This window comes from Agrococcus sp. TSP3-2-1, assembly GCF_049897585.1.
In the GTDB taxonomy this organism is placed as follows: domain Bacteria; phylum Actinomycetota; class Actinomycetes; order Actinomycetales; family Microbacteriaceae; genus Agrococcus.
Window position 1 is genome coordinate 178202 of record NZ_JAFCWN010000002.1, and the last position, 14022, is coordinate 192223.

The 14022-nt window shown below is 73.2% G+C and carries 16 protein-coding genes; 13 read left to right on the forward strand and 3 right to left on the reverse strand.

Annotation, left to right across the window (positions count from 1 at the left end):
• The first annotated feature begins 15 nt into the window (after positions 1-15).
• From ACP7BI_RS03365 to ACP7BI_RS03380, 4 genes are all read left to right on the forward strand, one after another.
• Positions 16-414, forward strand: coding sequence for a VanZ family protein (locus tag ACP7BI_RS03365; protein ID WP_425843747.1), 399 nt, complete (start codon positions 16-18; stop codon positions 412-414).
• Between the two features lie 102 nt (positions 415-516).
• A complete protein-coding gene (locus ACP7BI_RS03370) occupies positions 517-1545 on the forward strand; it encodes a 3-oxoacyl-ACP synthase III (protein ID WP_425843748.1) in 1029 nt (342 codons plus the stop codon).
• Positions 1539-4544, forward strand: a complete 3006-nt coding sequence (locus tag ACP7BI_RS03375) for an alpha/beta fold hydrolase (protein WP_425844068.1) — start codon at positions 1539-1541, stop codon at positions 4542-4544. Before ACP7BI_RS03370 ends, ACP7BI_RS03375 begins: the two co-directional genes overlap by 7 nt.
• Complete coding sequence (locus ACP7BI_RS03380; RefSeq protein WP_425843750.1) at positions 4541-5518, forward strand: NAD-dependent epimerase/dehydratase family protein; 978 nt, start codon at positions 4541-4543, stop codon at positions 5516-5518. The genes ACP7BI_RS03375 and ACP7BI_RS03380 overlap by 4 nt, the downstream gene beginning before the upstream one ends.
• Before the next feature lie 62 nt (positions 5519-5580).
• On the opposite strand, the gene ctlX is transcribed toward ACP7BI_RS03380, so the two are convergent.
• Positions 5581-6582 carry a citrulline utilization hydrolase CtlX gene (ctlX, locus tag ACP7BI_RS03385; RefSeq protein ID WP_425843751.1) on the reverse strand — a complete coding sequence of 334 codons (1002 nt, stop codon included), beginning with the start codon at positions 6580-6582 and terminating at the stop codon, positions 5581-5583.
• A 166-nt stretch (positions 6583-6748) separates the two neighbouring features.
• Between ctlX and ACP7BI_RS03390 the strand changes: the two genes are divergently transcribed.
• From ACP7BI_RS03390 to ACP7BI_RS03410, 5 genes are all read left to right on the forward strand, one after another.
• On the forward strand, positions 6749-7264 hold the full coding sequence (locus ACP7BI_RS03390; protein ID WP_425843752.1) for a helix-turn-helix domain-containing protein: 516 nt from the start codon (positions 6749-6751) through the stop codon (positions 7262-7264).
• Between the two features lie 4 nt (positions 7265-7268).
• Positions 7269-7838 carry a PIN domain-containing protein gene (locus ACP7BI_RS03395; protein ID WP_425843754.1) on the forward strand — a complete coding sequence of 190 codons (570 nt, stop codon included), beginning with the start codon at positions 7269-7271 and terminating at the stop codon, positions 7836-7838.
• A 334-nt stretch (positions 7839-8172) separates the two neighbouring features.
• On the forward strand, positions 8173-8502 hold the full coding sequence (locus ACP7BI_RS03400) for a LuxR family transcriptional regulator (protein WP_425843755.1): 330 nt from the start codon (positions 8173-8175) through the stop codon (positions 8500-8502).
• A 4-nt stretch (positions 8503-8506) separates the two neighbouring features.
• Complete coding sequence (locus ACP7BI_RS03405; RefSeq protein WP_425843756.1) at positions 8507-9487, forward strand: NAD(P)H-quinone oxidoreductase; 981 nt, start codon at positions 8507-8509, stop codon at positions 9485-9487.
• Between the two features lie 236 nt (positions 9488-9723).
• The gene (locus ACP7BI_RS03410) at positions 9724-9870 is read left to right on the forward strand and encodes a hypothetical protein (protein ID WP_021011530.1); all 147 of its coding nucleotides are present in this window, start codon (positions 9724-9726) and stop codon (positions 9868-9870) included.
• A gap of 56 nt (positions 9871-9926) precedes the next feature.
• Here ACP7BI_RS03410 and ACP7BI_RS03415 read toward each other — a convergent pair whose 3' ends face one another.
• Complete coding sequence (locus ACP7BI_RS03415) at positions 9927-10637, reverse strand: SRPBCC domain-containing protein (protein ID WP_425843757.1); 711 nt, start codon at positions 10635-10637, stop codon at positions 9927-9929.
• A 2-nt stretch (positions 10638-10639) separates the two neighbouring features.
• Positions 10640-10999: an ArsR/SmtB family transcription factor gene (locus ACP7BI_RS03420; protein WP_425843758.1), complete on the reverse strand. Its 360-nt coding sequence runs from the start codon at positions 10997-10999 to the stop codon at positions 10640-10642.
• Between the two features lie 100 nt (positions 11000-11099).
• On the opposite strand from ACP7BI_RS03420, the gene ACP7BI_RS03425 reads away from it, so the two are divergent.
• From ACP7BI_RS03425 to ACP7BI_RS03440, 4 genes are all read left to right on the forward strand, one after another.
• A complete protein-coding gene (locus tag ACP7BI_RS03425; RefSeq protein WP_425843759.1) occupies positions 11100-11876 on the forward strand; it encodes an SseB family protein in 777 nt (258 codons plus the stop codon).
• A gap of 70 nt (positions 11877-11946) precedes the next feature.
• Positions 11947-13011, forward strand: a complete 1065-nt coding sequence (locus ACP7BI_RS03430; RefSeq protein WP_425843761.1) for a 2,3-butanediol dehydrogenase — start codon at positions 11947-11949, stop codon at positions 13009-13011.
• A gap of 173 nt (positions 13012-13184) precedes the next feature.
• A complete protein-coding gene (locus tag ACP7BI_RS03435; protein ID WP_425843762.1) occupies positions 13185-13325 on the forward strand; it encodes a hypothetical protein in 141 nt (46 codons plus the stop codon).
• A 2-nt stretch (positions 13326-13327) separates the two neighbouring features.
• Positions 13328-13957 carry an ArsR/SmtB family transcription factor gene (locus tag ACP7BI_RS03440; RefSeq protein ID WP_425843763.1) on the forward strand — a complete coding sequence of 210 codons (630 nt, stop codon included), beginning with the start codon at positions 13328-13330 and terminating at the stop codon, positions 13955-13957.
• The last annotated feature ends 65 nt before the right edge of the window (positions 13958-14022 follow it).

A 14022-nucleotide genomic window follows, 5' to 3' on the forward strand; every position in this document is an offset into this window, starting at 1 on the left:
TGCGACGATCGACGTATGAGCTCTCGAGCGTGGCGCCGCACCGCGGCAGTGCTGTTCGCGCTCGCACTCGTCGCGCAGCTCGTGGTGCTCTACGTGCCCGACCCGCCGTCGGGCATCCCCGCGCCGCCGGGCTCCGACAAGCTCGTCCACTTCGCAGTGTTCGCAGCCCCGGCGCTGCTCGGCGTGCTCGCCGGGCTCCGGCCGCTCTGGCTCGGCGCGGCGCTCGCGGCGCACGCCGTGCTCTCCGAGCTCGTGCAGCACGTGCTGCTGCCCGGCCGCTCGGGCGATGCGTGGGATGCGTTGGCTGACCTCGCCGGCGTCGCCGTCGGCCTCGCGACCGCCCGGCTCGCGCGCCGCAGCGCGAGCGGCACGCTCGGTGCGCCCGATCGCGACCCCGAGCATCCGGCACCCTGAAGCCGAGGCGTTTCCCACGCGCCCATGCAGATCGACCACAGGTCGCGTCGATACCGTTATCGATGCGCGACCGCGCCCAGCCGCCTCCCACGGAGACCCCATATGACAGGCAACGCGACCACCCGCTTCGACAACGTCGCCCTGCTGTCGGTCGCGAGCACCCTGCCCAGCCGGGTGACGACCTCCGAGGACATCGAGCACCGCCTCGGTGACGCGCTCTCGCGCCTGCGCCTCAAGGGCGGGCTGCTGCGCCGGGTCGCGGGCGTGCTTGAGCGCCGCAACTGGGATGCGACGGCGGGGGAGTCCGCTGACGCCGCGACCGTCGACGCGGGTCGCCGCGCGCTCGCCGAGGCGGGCGTCGAGCCGGGCCAGGTCGGCCTCCTCATCAACACGAGCGTCACGCGCAAGCACCTCGAGCCCTCCGTCGCCGTGCGCCTGCACCACGAGCTCGGCTTGCCGACGAGCGCCATCAACTTCGACGTCGCCAACGCGTGCCTCGGCTTCGTCAACGGCATGAGCCTCGCGAGCGGCATGATCGAAGCCGGCCAGATCGACTACGCGATCGTCGTCAACGGAGAGGACGCCGACGACATCCAGGTCAACACGATCGACCGGCTGCTGCGCGACGACGTCGACCGGACGAGCTTCTTGAGCGAGTTCGCCACCCTCACGCTCGGCTCCGGCTCCGCCGCCGCCGTGCTCGGCCGCGCCGACAAGCACCCCGACGGCCACCGCATCCTCGGGGGCGTCACGCGCGCCGCGACGCAGTTCCACGACCTGTGCGTCGGCAGCGTCGACGGCATGTACACGAACGCGAAGGAGCTGCTGAAGGGCGGCCTCGACCTCGTCGTCTCCGCCTGGCGCGAGGCGGCGCCCGAGTGGAACTGGTCGACGATGGACCGCTACATCACGCACCAGGTCTCCTCGGTGCACACGAACGCCATCATCAAGGCGGCGGGCCTCGACCCCGCCCGCGTGCCCACGACCTTCCCGCGCCTCGGCAACGTCGGCCCCGCATCCATCCCCATCACGCTCGTCGAGGAGCGGAAGCACCTGCAGCGCGGCGACCGCGTGCTGCTCATGGGCGTCGGCTCTGGCCTCAACACGGCCATGATGGAGCTCGCCTGGTGACTGCTCCCGCCGCTGCGGCCGCGCTGCCGCCGACGGGGCTGCCGGGGCTCGACCCCGCCTGGAGCCGGCTCGTCGCGGTGCCGGGCACGGGGGCGGATGCGGGACGCGCCCGCACGTGGCACGTCCTGGACACGGGTGGTGAGCTCGAGCGCCTCGGCGCGGCCCCCGCCGGCACGATCCTCGCGGTGCACGGCAACCCGACGTGGAGCTACCTGTGGCGGTCGCTGCTGGCCGCGTCGGTCGCGGCCGCTGCGGCGGGGGAGCGCGCGTGGCGCGTGATCGCCGTCGACCAGCTCGAGATGGGCTGCTCCGAGCGCACCGGGATGCACCGGCCGCTCGCGCAGCGCGTCGCCGACCTCTCGGGCCTGACGGATGCGTTGCAGCTCGAGGGCCCGGTCGTCACCCTCGGGCACGACTGGGGCGGCGTCGTCTCGCTCGGCTGGGCCGTCGACCACCCGGGGCTGCTCGCGGGCGTGACGCTGCTCAACACCGCGATCCACCACCCGGAGGGCGTGCCGATCCCGGCGCCGCTGCGCCTCGCGGGCGCCCGCGGCGTGCTCGCCGCCTCGACCGTCGCGACGACCGCGTTCCTCGACACGACGCTCGCGCTCGCGAGCCCGCCGCTGCCTGCTGAGGTGAAGGACGCGTTCCGCGCCCCCTACCGCTCGGCCGATCGGCGCGGCGGCATCGGCGGCTTCGTCGCCGACATCCCGGCCGACGCCTCGCACGAGAGCCGTCCCGAGCTCGACCGCATCGCCGCAGGGGTCGCGGCGCTCGAGGTGCCGGCGCTCATGCTGTGGGGGCCGAGGGATCCGATCTTCAGCGACCGCTACCTCGACGACCTCGTCGATCGGCTGCCGCACGCCGACGTGCACCGCTTCGAGGGCGCGAACCACCTCATCGCCGAGGAGCGCCCCTACGCCAAAGCGATCCTGCAGTGGCTTGACACGGCCCCTTCCGCTCGTCGAGCAGGCGCCGAAGGCGCCGCCCCCCCTTCCGTTCGTCGAGTAGGCGCCCGCACCTCCGCACGTCGAGTAGGCGCCCCCACCTCCGCTCGTCGAGTAGGCGCCCCCACCTCCGCTCGTCGAGTAGGCGCCGAAGGCGCCGTATCGAGACGGGACGGTCGGGTCTCGATACGTCGTCCTGCGGACGACTACTCGACCAACGGGCTGGCGGCGGACGACTACTCGACCAACGGGCTGGCGGCGGACGACTACTCGACCAACGGGCTGGCGGCGGACGAGTACTCGACCGACGGGCTCGCGACGGAGGACTACTCGACCGACGGGCTCGCGACGGAGGACTACTCGACCGACGGGGGAGCGGAGGACTTCGTCCCCCTCTGGTCCGGCCTCGACGCCCGCGCGACCGACGACGACGTCGCCGTCATCGACATGTCCGCGAAGCGCGGCCCCGCCCGCCGCGTCACCTGGCGTCAGCTCCACGACCGCGTGCTCGACCTCGCCGTGGGCCTCGCGGAGCTCGGCGTGCAGCGCGGCGACCGCGTCTCGCTCCTCGTCAAGCCCGGCCCGACCCTCACCGCCGTCATCTACGCGTGCCTGCGCATCGGCGCGGTCGTCGTCGTCGCCGACGCCGGCCTCGGCGTCAAGGGCCTCACGCGCGCCGTCCGCGGCACGTGGCCCGACGTCATCATCGGCGAGCGGCTCGGCCTCACCGCCGCCCGCGCGCTCGGCTGGCCGGGCATGCGCATCTCCGCCGAGCGGCTGCCCTACGCCGCGAAGGCCGCGCTCGACGTCTCGCACAGCGTCGGCCAGGTCGCCGCGCTCGGCGCCGCGATCCGCTCGAGCGGCGAGGCGCCGCCGCCCGAGCCCGGCCCCGACGACGACGCCGCGATCCTCTTCACCTCCGGCTCCACCGGTCCCGCGAAAGGCGTCGTCTATCGCCACGGCCAGCTGAGCGCCCTTCGCGACGTGCTCGCCCGCCACCTCGAGATCACGCCCGAGACGGGGCTCGTCACGGGCTTCGCCCCGTTCGCGCTCCTCGGTCCCGCGCTCAGCACGCGCTCGGCGACGCCCGACATGGACGTCTCCGCCCCCCGCACGCTCACCGCGCCCGCGGTCGCCGCCGCGGTCCGCGAGTCCGACGCCGGCATCGTCTTCCTCTCACCAGCGGCGGTGCTCAACGTCGTGGCGACGGCGGATGCGCTCGGTCCCGACGAGCGCGCCGCGCTCGCGCGCGTGCACACGTTCCTCTCCACCGGGGCGCCGATCGGCGAGGCCCTGCTCGCCTCGGCCGCCGAGGTGATGCCGAACGCGACCCCGCACACGCCCTACGGCATGACCGAGTGCTTGCTCGTGACCGACGTGACGCTCGACGGCATCCGGGCCGCCGCATCCGCCCCCGACGCCGGTGTCTGCGTCGGGAAGCCCATCGGCGACAACCGCGTGCTCGTGAGCGCGCTCGACGCCGACGGCCGCGCGACCGGGGCGCCGAGCGCCGAGCCGGGCGTGCTCGGCGAGATCGTCATCGCCGCCGGGCACCTCAAGGACCACTACGACCGCCTCTGGCTCACCGACCGCCTGGCGGCGCGCGACACCGAGGCGCTCGTCGACGACGAGCAGCCGAGATGGCACCGCACCGGCGACCTCGGCCACCTCGACGCCGAGGGGCGCGTGTGGATCGAGGGCCGCACCCAGCACGTCATCGTCGCCGCCGGCGGCCCGATCGCGCCCGTCGGCCCCGAGCAGGACGCCGAGTCGGTCGACGGCGTGCGCCGCGCGGGCGTCGTCGGCGTCGGCCCGCACGGGCTGCGGCAGGCCGTCGCGGTCGTCGAGACGATCCCGCCTGTCGCCCGCCCCGGCCTCGCCGAGCCGGAGCTCTCCGCCGCCGTGCGCGAGCGCTCCCGCGTGCCGCTCGCCGCCGTGCTCGCCGTGCCGCAGCTGCCGACCGACATCCGCCACAACTCGAAGATCGACCGCTCGCGCCTGTCGGACTGGGCCGAGCGCGTGCTCGCGGGCGAGAAGCCGAGCGCGCCGTGATCGTCGTCGTGACCGGCGCATCCGGCTTCCTCGGCCGCGCCGTCGCCGCCGAGCTCCTCGCCGCCGGCCACGACGCGCGCACCCTGCAGCGACGCCCGTCCCGGGTCGACGGGGCGACGGATGTCCTGGGCTCCGTCACCGACGCATCCCTCGTCGCGCGCGCCCTCGAGGGCGCCGAGGGCGTCATCCACCTCGCCGCGAAGGTCTCCCTGGCCGGCGACCCGGCCGATTTCCGCCGCGTGAACGTCGACGGCACCCGCGCGATGCTCGACGCCGCCGAGCGCGCGCGCGTCTCGCGCTTCGTGCAGGTCTCGTCGCCCTCGGTCGCCCACGCGGGCGCGGCGCTCGCGGGCGTCGGCGCTGAGCCGGCCTCGCCCGAGCACGCGCGCGGCGACTACGCGCGCACGAAGGCGGAAGCCGAGCTGCTCGCGCTGTCGCGCGACTCCGCGTCGATGCGGGTCGTCGCCGTGCGGCCGCACCTCGTGTGGGGACCGGGCGACGCGCAGCTCACCGAGCGCATCATCGACCGCGCGCGCCGCGGCACGCTGCCGCTGCTGGACGGCGGCACGGCGCTCATCGACTCGACGTACGTCGACAACGCCGCGACCGGGATCGTCGCGGCCCTGGGGCGCGCCGAGGCCGCGCACGGCAAGGCCTACGTGATCACGAACGGCGAGCCGCGAGCGGTCGGCGACCTCATGGCCGGCATCTGCCTCGCCGCGGGCGTGCGGCCGCCGCGCTTCAGCGTGCCCGCTGCGCTCGCGAAGGCGGCCGGCAGCGCGATCGAGCGCGCCTGGGCGATCCGGCCGGGCCAGGACGAGCCGCCCATGACGCGGTTCCTCGCCGAGCAGCTCTCCACCGCCCACTGGTTCGACCAGCGCGAGACGCGCCGCGACCTCGACTGGGCGCCGAGCGTCTCGATCGACGAGGGCCTCCGCCGCCTCGCGGCGCACTACCGCTCCGCCGGCGGCTGAGCCCCCATCCCGCAGGCTGCGCCGGTCCGCGCGCGAAGCGCGACCAGCGGAGAGGTCCTCGGCTACGCGAGGAGCCCGCTGCCCTCCACGGCGAGCGCGTCGTCCGCCGCCGCGTGCCCCGGCCGCACACCGGGCCGCGGGTCGAGGTGGATGCCGGCGATCATGCAGCGCACCGAGCCGCCCGAGAGCTCGAGCGTCGGGATGTCGACCGCGACGATCCCGGCCGAGCGCTCGATCGCGGCGACCTGGTCGTCGCGCAGCGAGCGCCGCGCCCGCGCCGACATCGCCACGATCGGCCGCCAGCTGCCGTCGGCGTGCCGACCGGTCAGCTCGATCGCGTTGCCCGCGAACTCGCCGACCTGCGCCTCGGTGAGCTCGACGACCTGCCGACCGTGCACCGACAGGCGCTCGCGCAGCGCTTCGCGACGCGACGAATCCGGCACCATCTCGAGCGCGAACATCGCCATGCGGGTGCCGATCCAGCCGAGCACGTTGGTGTGGTAGACCGGCAGGCCGCCCGAGTCGAAGGCGTCGAACGCCATCGGCTCGTAGGCGAAGTCGGCGCAGAAGCGCTCGAGCGCCACTTGGTCGGCGCGGTGGCTGCGCGCCATGTAGGCGACGCGGGAGTCGTGGTCGATCACCATCGCGCCGGTGCCCTCGAGGAAGATGCCGTCGGCCTCGAGGCCCGAGTAGTCGACGATCGTCTGCACCCGGTAGTGCGCCTTGAGCATCTCGAGCACGTCGCCGCGGCGCTCGTGCCGCCGGTTCGCGGCGAACATCGGGAAGACGCCGACCATGCCACCCGGATGCGTCGAGATCCAGTTGTTGGGGAAAACGCTGTCGGGGCGCGTGGGGTCGTTGTCGTCGAAGACGTGCACCGTCACGCCCGCCGCGCGGAGCGCGTCGGCGACCGCGTCCATCTCGCGCGTCGCCTGCGCCGACAGGGCCGCGGGGTCGACCGCCGGCGGGTCGGCCTGGAAGGCGTTGTCGGCGGCCGTCGCGGGGTTCACGCGGAACCGGCGCGAGCGCACGAGGATGACGGCGGAGGGGGCGACGTTGCTCACGAGAGCCGACGGTAGCGCGTCGGCGAACCGGGATCGTCAATACAACCCGACGAGCCGCTCAAGATGCGCAGGCTGCATCGCAGGGACCAAGAGCAAGGACACTCTCACCCCTTGGTGAACGCAAGATGCGAAAGTATGTTACGTTATTTCCTCCTAGGAGGTACACATGAGCACCGCTCTGGCCACCCACACGTATCTGCCGCCGGTCGATGAGGAGCTCGGCGTCGTCAGTGACCTACTTCATCAGGAGCGTTCGGCTGCGCTCGTCGCGCCGGATGGCTCTCGATTCGAGCTGCCTGACGCGGTGTACGACGTTCTGGTGCAGGTCGTCGACTCCATGAACGCAGGCAAGGCCGTGCACGTGACGCCCGTCGATCAGCTCTTGACGACGCAGCAGGCCGCAGATCTGCTCGGAGTGACTCGGCCGACGGTGATCGCCATCCTTGAGCGGGGCGAGCTGGCGTTCGAGCGCGTCGGCACGCACCGGCGCATTCGCATGGATGATCTCCTGACGTTCCGCGCCCGCCGACGCGACGAGCAGCTTGCTGCTATCGCGGCTCTGCACGTCGATCCTGATGACGAACCAAGTGCGCAGGAGATCCTGGAGCGCGCGAAGCGAGCGCGCAAGGCGGTCGCATCGGCGAGGAAGGCTCGACAGCGCGAGCAGCGTCCGCCAGCATGAGGAAATGTACGTCGCGCTCCTGGATACCTGTGCGCTATGGCCGAGCAGGCAGCGTGATTTCCTGCTGAGCTTGGCCGTAGAGAATGTCTACCGCCCGATGTGGAGCGACGTCACTCTGGAAGAGCTCGAGTACCACGAGGCGGAGAAGCTGCGCGACCGCGGAACTTCTGCCGAAGAAGCCGAGCAACGGGCCGCCGCGCTGCTGAAGCGGATGTGCGACGCTTTCTCCGGTGCCACGATCGACACGTGGGCAACGATTCGCCCGGTGGGGCTACCGGACCCGGATGACGAGCACGTGGTGGCTGCCGCCATCATCGGCGGTGCAGACGTCATCGTCACTGACAACGTTCGAGACTTCCCTCCGGCGAAGCTTCCTGGGGGGCTGAAGGTGATCCGACCCGCGCCCTTTCTCGACGAGATGGTGCAAGCGCAGCCGGTCGAGAGCGCTGCCGCCCTGCGCGCGATGGCCGCGCGCTTGTCGAGTCCGCGACTCGAGCCCGGCGACCTCATCGATCTGCTCGAGATGCGGTACGGAATCTCGACGGCTGCTGACGTGCTGCGGGATTGGGTCTAGTGCTTCTGCCCTCCTGGCGGGGAAGACGTTCTCCGCGAGGTGATCTGCAAGCCGCCCTCCGCCGGTGCACCGAGAGGTAGCGGAGGCCCTGCTCGCCCGCGGTCACCGCGCGCCGCGAGCCGCGCGGCAGCCACACGATCGCGCCGGCCAGCAGCTCGACCGGCTCGCTGCCGATCTCGAGCGTGCCGGCGCCCGCGAGGTGCGCGCGGCGAGCTCGGCGGCGTCCGCCACGACGCGAGGCGCGCCGAGCGCGCCCTCGTGACCCACTGCATCCGCCATGTCCGCCTCCGCCGCCAGGCTAGAGCCCCGGCGGGATCCCCGGCATGCTGGGGGCATGGACGCCGTGCACCTGCCCACCCTCGCCGACGAGCTGCTCGCGACCGCGCGCGAGGCCTCGAGCGGCCGCGCCGGGCGGTCGACCCGCTCGGGCCGCGCGCTCTCACTGCGGCAGACGGTGCTCGCGCTCACCGAGGGCAACGGCATGGATGACCACTCCGCGAACGGCGAGGGCACGCTGCACGTGCTCGTCGGTCGCGTGCGGCTGCGGTGGGGGAGCGCGTCGGTCGAGCTCGCGGCCGGCGACATCGTCGACATCCCCGACGAGACGCACGCGGTGGATGCGCTCACCGACGCGGTGCTGCTGCTCACGATCGCGGTGCGGTGACGACGTGAAGGCGATCCGGCAGCGCGCGGCGGGCGCGCGGCTCGAGTGGGCGGATGCGCCCGATCCCGTGGCGGGGCACGGCGAGGTCGTCATCGACGTCGTCGCGGCCGCCGTCAACCGGGCCGACGTCATGCAAGCGGCGGGCAAGTACCCGCCGCCGCCCGGCGCCTCCGACATCATCGGGCTCGAGTGCTCGGGCACGATCACGGCGCTCGGCGAGGGCGTGGAGGGGTTCACGCTCGGCGAGCCGGTGTGCGCGCTGCTCGCGGGCGGCGGCTACGCCGAGCGGGTCGCGGTGCCGGCAACGCAAGTGCTGCCCGTGCCTGCGGCGATCGCGCTCGACGAGGCGGCGGCGCTCCCCGAGGCGGTGCTCACCGTCTGGACCGCCATCCGCGACGTGCCGCCGCCCTCGCCCGATGGCCTCGCGCTCGTGCACGGGGGCTCCGGCGGCATCGGCACGATGGCGATCCTGCTGCTGCGCGCCCACGGCTGGCGCGTCGCGACGACCGCGAGCGCGCGCCATCACGGCCTCGTGCGCTCGCTCGGCGCGGAGCTCGCGATCGACTACCGCTCGGAGGACTTCGTCGAGGCGGTGCTCGGCGCGACCGAGGGCCGCGGCGCCGAGCTCGTGCTCGACGTCATCGGCGCCGACTACCTCGACCGCAATCTCGACGCGCTCGCCCTCGACGGGTCGCTCACGATCATCGCCGTGCAGGGCGGCTCGAGGGCGGAGGTCGACCTGCGCCGGCTCATGCAGCGCCGGGTGACGCTCCGCGCCATGACGCTTCGCGCGCGCCCGATCGAGGGGCGCGGCTCGAAGGCGGATGCGGTGGCCCAGGTGCGCGAGCACGTCTGGCCGCTCTTCTCGACCGGCGAGATCCGCCCGGTCATCGGCGCGACGATGCCGCTCGCCGAGGCGGGCGCGGCGCACGCGCTGATGGGCTCGGCGGATGCGCCGGGCGGCAAGATCCTGCTCGTCCGGTGAGCGCCAGGCGGGCCGGCCGACGCGACCCCTTCGCGCCGACTCGACCCGTCGCGGCAGCCATTCGACCCCTGCTCGCCGACGCGACCCGCTGCAACGGCTCGGCTCGGCGAGAACGGGTCAGCTCGAACCCGGGCGGCCCTTCCGGGGCCGCCTGCACGGGGCGTCGCAGCGCCCGATGCATGTGGGTGGTCGGTGATGGACTCGAACCCGAGGGTTCGATTCGAGGAGGCATCACCATGGCACGCAGCGAGCGCAGCACGCGCTTCGGGACGGCGAAGACATCGTGGCTCCAGCGCCACACGGTGGCGGTGGAGGCCGAGCACCAGCTGCTCGAGCACGACCGACTGCGAGCGCAGGTGCAGGCAACGCGCGGTCTGCTGTAGCGGGACGAGACAAGCGGCCGGGTCGCGCGGCGCACACGAGCGCGAGCGGCTCGCGATCAGCGGTTCGCGTGCGCCGGATCGCCGCCCGTCGGGTCGGGGCCTTCGCCGTCCATGTGCATCTCGCCGGCGTAGAAGCCGAAGGTCGCCGTCGCCTGACGGCGCGCGGTCTCGCGGTCGATGCCGGCGAGGATCGACGCCTCAGCCCACGCATCGGCCGAGCCGCGGTTGAACGCCTTGCCCTCGTCGCCCATCGCCCACGCCTGGCCCTGCTCGGGCGTCATCGCCGCCTCCGGCGCCGTCAGGTGCAGCGCGAGGCCGAGGAGTCCGCCGTCCCACCCGACGCCGGTGGCGCCCGGGCCGAACGTCTCCCACATCTCCGCCGGCACATCCGCCTCGCGCGCGACGTGCTCGAGCTCGAACCGGGTCGCGTCGCCCTCGGCCGTCAGTCGCACCGTGAGCCACGACATGCCGCCGCCGAACTCCCACGTCACGCGATAGCGCGCGCGGTCGTCAGCAGGCGGTTCGCACTCGAGGATCTCGCCGCCCGCGTTGCCCTCGGTCTGGTAGCGGCCGCCGAGCCGCAGCTCGCCAGAGACCGGCAGGAACCAGCGCGCGATGCGAGCGGGATCCGTCACGGCGCTCCACACGTCGTCGATCGGGGAGGGGTAGCGCTGCGCGAGCGACTGCACGCGCGCGGGCGCGCCGTCGACCTCCGTGCTCCCCACCGAGCGCTCGACCGCGCCGAGCCGTGCCTGGACATCCACCATGGTCATCCCTCCGTCGTGCTGTCGCGCTCGGCGTCGAGCCGCCGCTGGCGGCGTCCTCGCGCGAGCTCGGTGTCGAGCGCCGCGAGCCGCGGCACCCAGGAGCGGTCGAACGCGCTGAGCCACTCGCTCGCCGCGCGCGGACCGGCCGCATCGACCGCGTAGAGACGCCGTCGCCCCTCGGGCCGCACGCTCGCGAAGCCCTGCTCGCGCAGCACCCGCAAGTGCTGGCTCACCGCCGGCTGGCTGATGCCGAACTCCGCGCCGATCGTCTCGGCAAGCTCGCCCGCGCTCGACTCGCCGTCGGCGAGCAGCTCGAGGATGCGTCGCCGCACCGGATCGCCGAGGACGTCGAGCGCGTGCATGCGAGCACTGTTGCATCGTGGATTATATAAGTCAAGACTGAATCGTGCATCGTCGGCAGATTCTCTGCCGCGCGGCCCGAGCGATCGCTAGCGTGGTCGCATGGCAGAGCTCGTGGACAACGGCCGGGTGCGGCGGGCAGTGGCGGCGTTCGCCGCCGACCGCTCGCAGGAGACGATGATCGACGTGCTGCGCGCGTGCCTCACGGGCGAGCTGCTGCTCGACGTGACGGGCTCCGAGCTCGACATCTCCGACGGCCGCCTCCACACGGGGTCGAAGCTGCGCATCAACCAGCGCGTCGGGCCCGACGGGCAGCGCGCGCTGCTCGCGTTCACGAGCAACGCCGAGATCGCCCGCATCCACCCGGAGGGCACGCAGTACCAGTCGATCGCGCAACCGGCGGCCGCGGTGCTCGAGCTCGCGCAGCGCCAGGGTGCCGCGTGGCTCTACATCGACCCGGCCGAGAAGACCGCGGCCCTCTCGGCGGCCGACATCGACTTCGCCCTGCGCCATCCGCGCAACGACCGGCTGAGCGCCGCGATCGCGGCGGCAGATGCGGGCACCGGCTCGCGCGCGGAGGTCATCACCGCGCTCGTCGCCGAGGGGCCGCTCCTGCTCGCCGGTCAGCCGGCCGAGGGCCAGGGGAGCGACGCGCCCCCGCAGCTGCGCGTCACGCGCCGCGACGACGGCAGCACGGCGCTCGTCGTCTACACGTCGGCTCCCGAGCTCGCCGCCCGTGACCTGCGCGACGGCATCGTCACGACGACCACGACGCACGTGCTCGAGCAGCTGCAGCAGGGGCCGTTCGCCGCGATCGTCATCAACCCCGCAGGGCCCTGGATCGAGCTGCGCCGCGAGGAGCTCGTCGCGGCAGGCTGACGCGCGCGTCCAGCGCGCTCTGATGCGCGCGCGCCATGGTGGGGGCTCCATCGACGAAGGGAGTCGCGACATGAAGGCGGCGATGTACTACGGCAAGGAAGACATCCGCGTCGAGGAGGTGGAGGAGCCCGAGACGCGCCCCGGCACCGTCAAGATCGCGCCGGCCTTCAACGGCATCTGCGGCAGCGATCTGCACCTGTACCACGACGGCCCGATCCCGCCCGCGCCCTCGGCCGACCAGCCGCATCCGCTCTCGAACGAGACGCTGCCGGTCGTCATGGGCCACGAGTTCTCGGGCGTCGTCGAGGAGCTCGGGGAGGGCGTCGACGGCCTCGAGGTCGGCGATCGCGTCGTCGTCGAGCCGCTCATGGTCGACGGCACGTGCCCCGCGTGCCAGGCCGGGAAGTACAACCTCTGCGAGCAGATGGGCTTCATCGGCATCTCGGGCCTCGGCGGCGGGCTCAGCGAGCGCACCGTCGTCGATCGCCGCTGGGTGCACCCCGTCGGCGACCTGCCGCTCGACCAGGCGGCGCTCATCGAGCCGCTCGCCGTCGCGGTGCACGCCGTCAAGCACGCGGGTGCCGAGGAGGGCCAGACGGCCGTCGTCGGCGGCGCGGGCCCGATCGGCCTGCTCGTCGCGGCGGTGCTGAAGGCGAAGGGCCTGCGGGTCATCGTGTCGGAGATGTCGACCGCGCGCCGCGAGAAGGCGCGCGACACCGGGGTCGCGGATGTCGTGGTCGACCCCGCGAAGGAAGACCTCGCCGAGGTCGTGCGCACCGACACCGAGGGCCGCGGCGCGGAGGTCGCGTTCGACGCGGCGGGCGTCGGCGCCGTCGTGACGCAGCTGCTCGACGTGCTCGGGCCCGGGGGCCGGCTCGAGATCGTCGCGATCCACACGAAGCCGTACGAGCTGGACATCACCGCTGGGCTCACGATGCAGGACCGCGTCATGGGCGCGTCGATCGGCTACGCCAACGACCACGTCGAGGCGATCGAGCTCGCGCGCAGCGGCGCCGTCGACCTCGAGCCCTTCATCACCGGGCGCATCCTCGTCGACGACATCGTCGAGCAGGGCTTCCGGCAGCTCATCGACAACAAGGAGCACGAGGTGAAGATCCTCGTCTCGATGCGCTGACGCGCTTTGCGCTGGGGCCCTCGCCGAGGCGGCGGGGGCCTCTCGCATGTCCGCGACACGCCGAAGCGATCTTTTCGAAAGAAGCCTTGCGAAGCAGACGCTTTGAAAGTACCCTTTCAGATGTCGGCACCCAGCATCCATCGCACCGCCGGCACCGAGTGAGGAGGGAACCCATGGGAGGCATGGAACGCATCCGCCACCGCATCGGCGTGCGCGTCGAGGAGCGGCACCGCGCAGGCCTCGAGGCCGAGCGCGCGGAGCGCCGCTTCGAGCGCATGCGCGCCGCGGCGATGAGCCAGCGTGGTTGGATCTGATCGTGGCTGAGGAGACCGACGTGCAGGGAGCGGCCGAGCAGGCCGCGCGGCGGAAGGCAGACATGCCCGACCTCCGCTCGAGCGACCCCGCGCTGCTGCGGGCGCTCGCGCACCCCCTGCGCGTCGAGATCCTCTCCGTGATCGACGAGCTCGGCGAGGCGACCGCGACGCAGATCGCGGAGCACGTGGGCGAGAGCCCCTCGAACTGCTCGTTCCACCTGCGCACGCTCGCCAAGGTCGGCTTCATCGAGCGCGGCGAGGCGCAGGGCACGTCGAAGCCGTGGCGCGCCGTGCACCGCAGCCGCGACCTCCGGCCCGACCCGGCCGACCCCGCCTCGATCCGCACCTCCGCCACGATCGGCGCGCTCTACGTGCAGCACGAGGCCGCGCGCGTCGTCGACTTCTTCACGAAGCATGGCGCCGAGGGGGAGTGGATCGAGGGCACGACCGTCAACCTCTCGGCCTTCTGGGCCACGCCGGCGGAGCTCAAGGAGCTCGCCGAGGAGATCGCGAAGCTCACCGAGCGCTTCCACGGCCGTGAGGACGACGAGTCGAGCCGCCCCTCCGGCAGCCGCAAGGCGCACTTCTTCGCCACCTTGAACCCCGACCTCGACGGCGAGCCGACGCCGTAGCGGCGCGCTCCCGGATCTCGATACGGCGGCTGCGCCGCCTACTCGATCAACGGGGTGAGGGCCGC

Excerpts from the sequence above, each read along its gene's own strand:
- ACP7BI_RS03365 (WP_425843747.1), top strand. The coding sequence starts at position 16 with ATGAGCTCTCGAGCGTGGCGCCGCACCGCGGCAGTGCTGTTCGCGCTC.
- ACP7BI_RS03370 (WP_425843748.1), top strand. The coding sequence starts at position 517 with ATGACAGGCAACGCGACCACCCGCTTCGACAACGTCGCCCTGCTGTCG.
- ACP7BI_RS03390 (WP_425843752.1), top strand. The coding sequence starts at position 6,749 with ATGAGCACCGCTCTGGCCACCCACACGTATCTGCCGCCGGTCGATGAG.
- ACP7BI_RS03395 (WP_425843754.1), top strand. The coding sequence starts at position 7,269 with ATGTACGTCGCGCTCCTGGATACCTGTGCGCTATGGCCGAGCAGGCAG.
- ACP7BI_RS03400 (WP_425843755.1), top strand. The coding sequence starts at position 8,173 with ATGGACGCCGTGCACCTGCCCACCCTCGCCGACGAGCTGCTCGCGACC.
- ACP7BI_RS03410 (WP_021011530.1), top strand. The coding sequence starts at position 9,724 with ATGGCACGCAGCGAGCGCAGCACGCGCTTCGGGACGGCGAAGACATCG.
- ACP7BI_RS03415 (WP_425843757.1), bottom strand. The coding sequence starts at position 10,637 with ATGGTGGATGTCCAGGCACGGCTCGGCGCGGTCGAGCGCTCGGTGGGG.
- ACP7BI_RS03420 (WP_425843758.1), bottom strand. The coding sequence starts at position 10,999 with ATGCACGCGCTCGACGTCCTCGGCGATCCGGTGCGGCGACGCATCCTC.
- ACP7BI_RS03425 (WP_425843759.1), top strand. The coding sequence starts at position 11,100 with ATGGCAGAGCTCGTGGACAACGGCCGGGTGCGGCGGGCAGTGGCGGCG.
- ACP7BI_RS03430 (WP_425843761.1), top strand. The coding sequence starts at position 11,947 with ATGAAGGCGGCGATGTACTACGGCAAGGAAGACATCCGCGTCGAGGAG.
- ACP7BI_RS03435 (WP_425843762.1), top strand. The coding sequence starts at position 13,185 with ATGGGAGGCATGGAACGCATCCGCCACCGCATCGGCGTGCGCGTCGAG.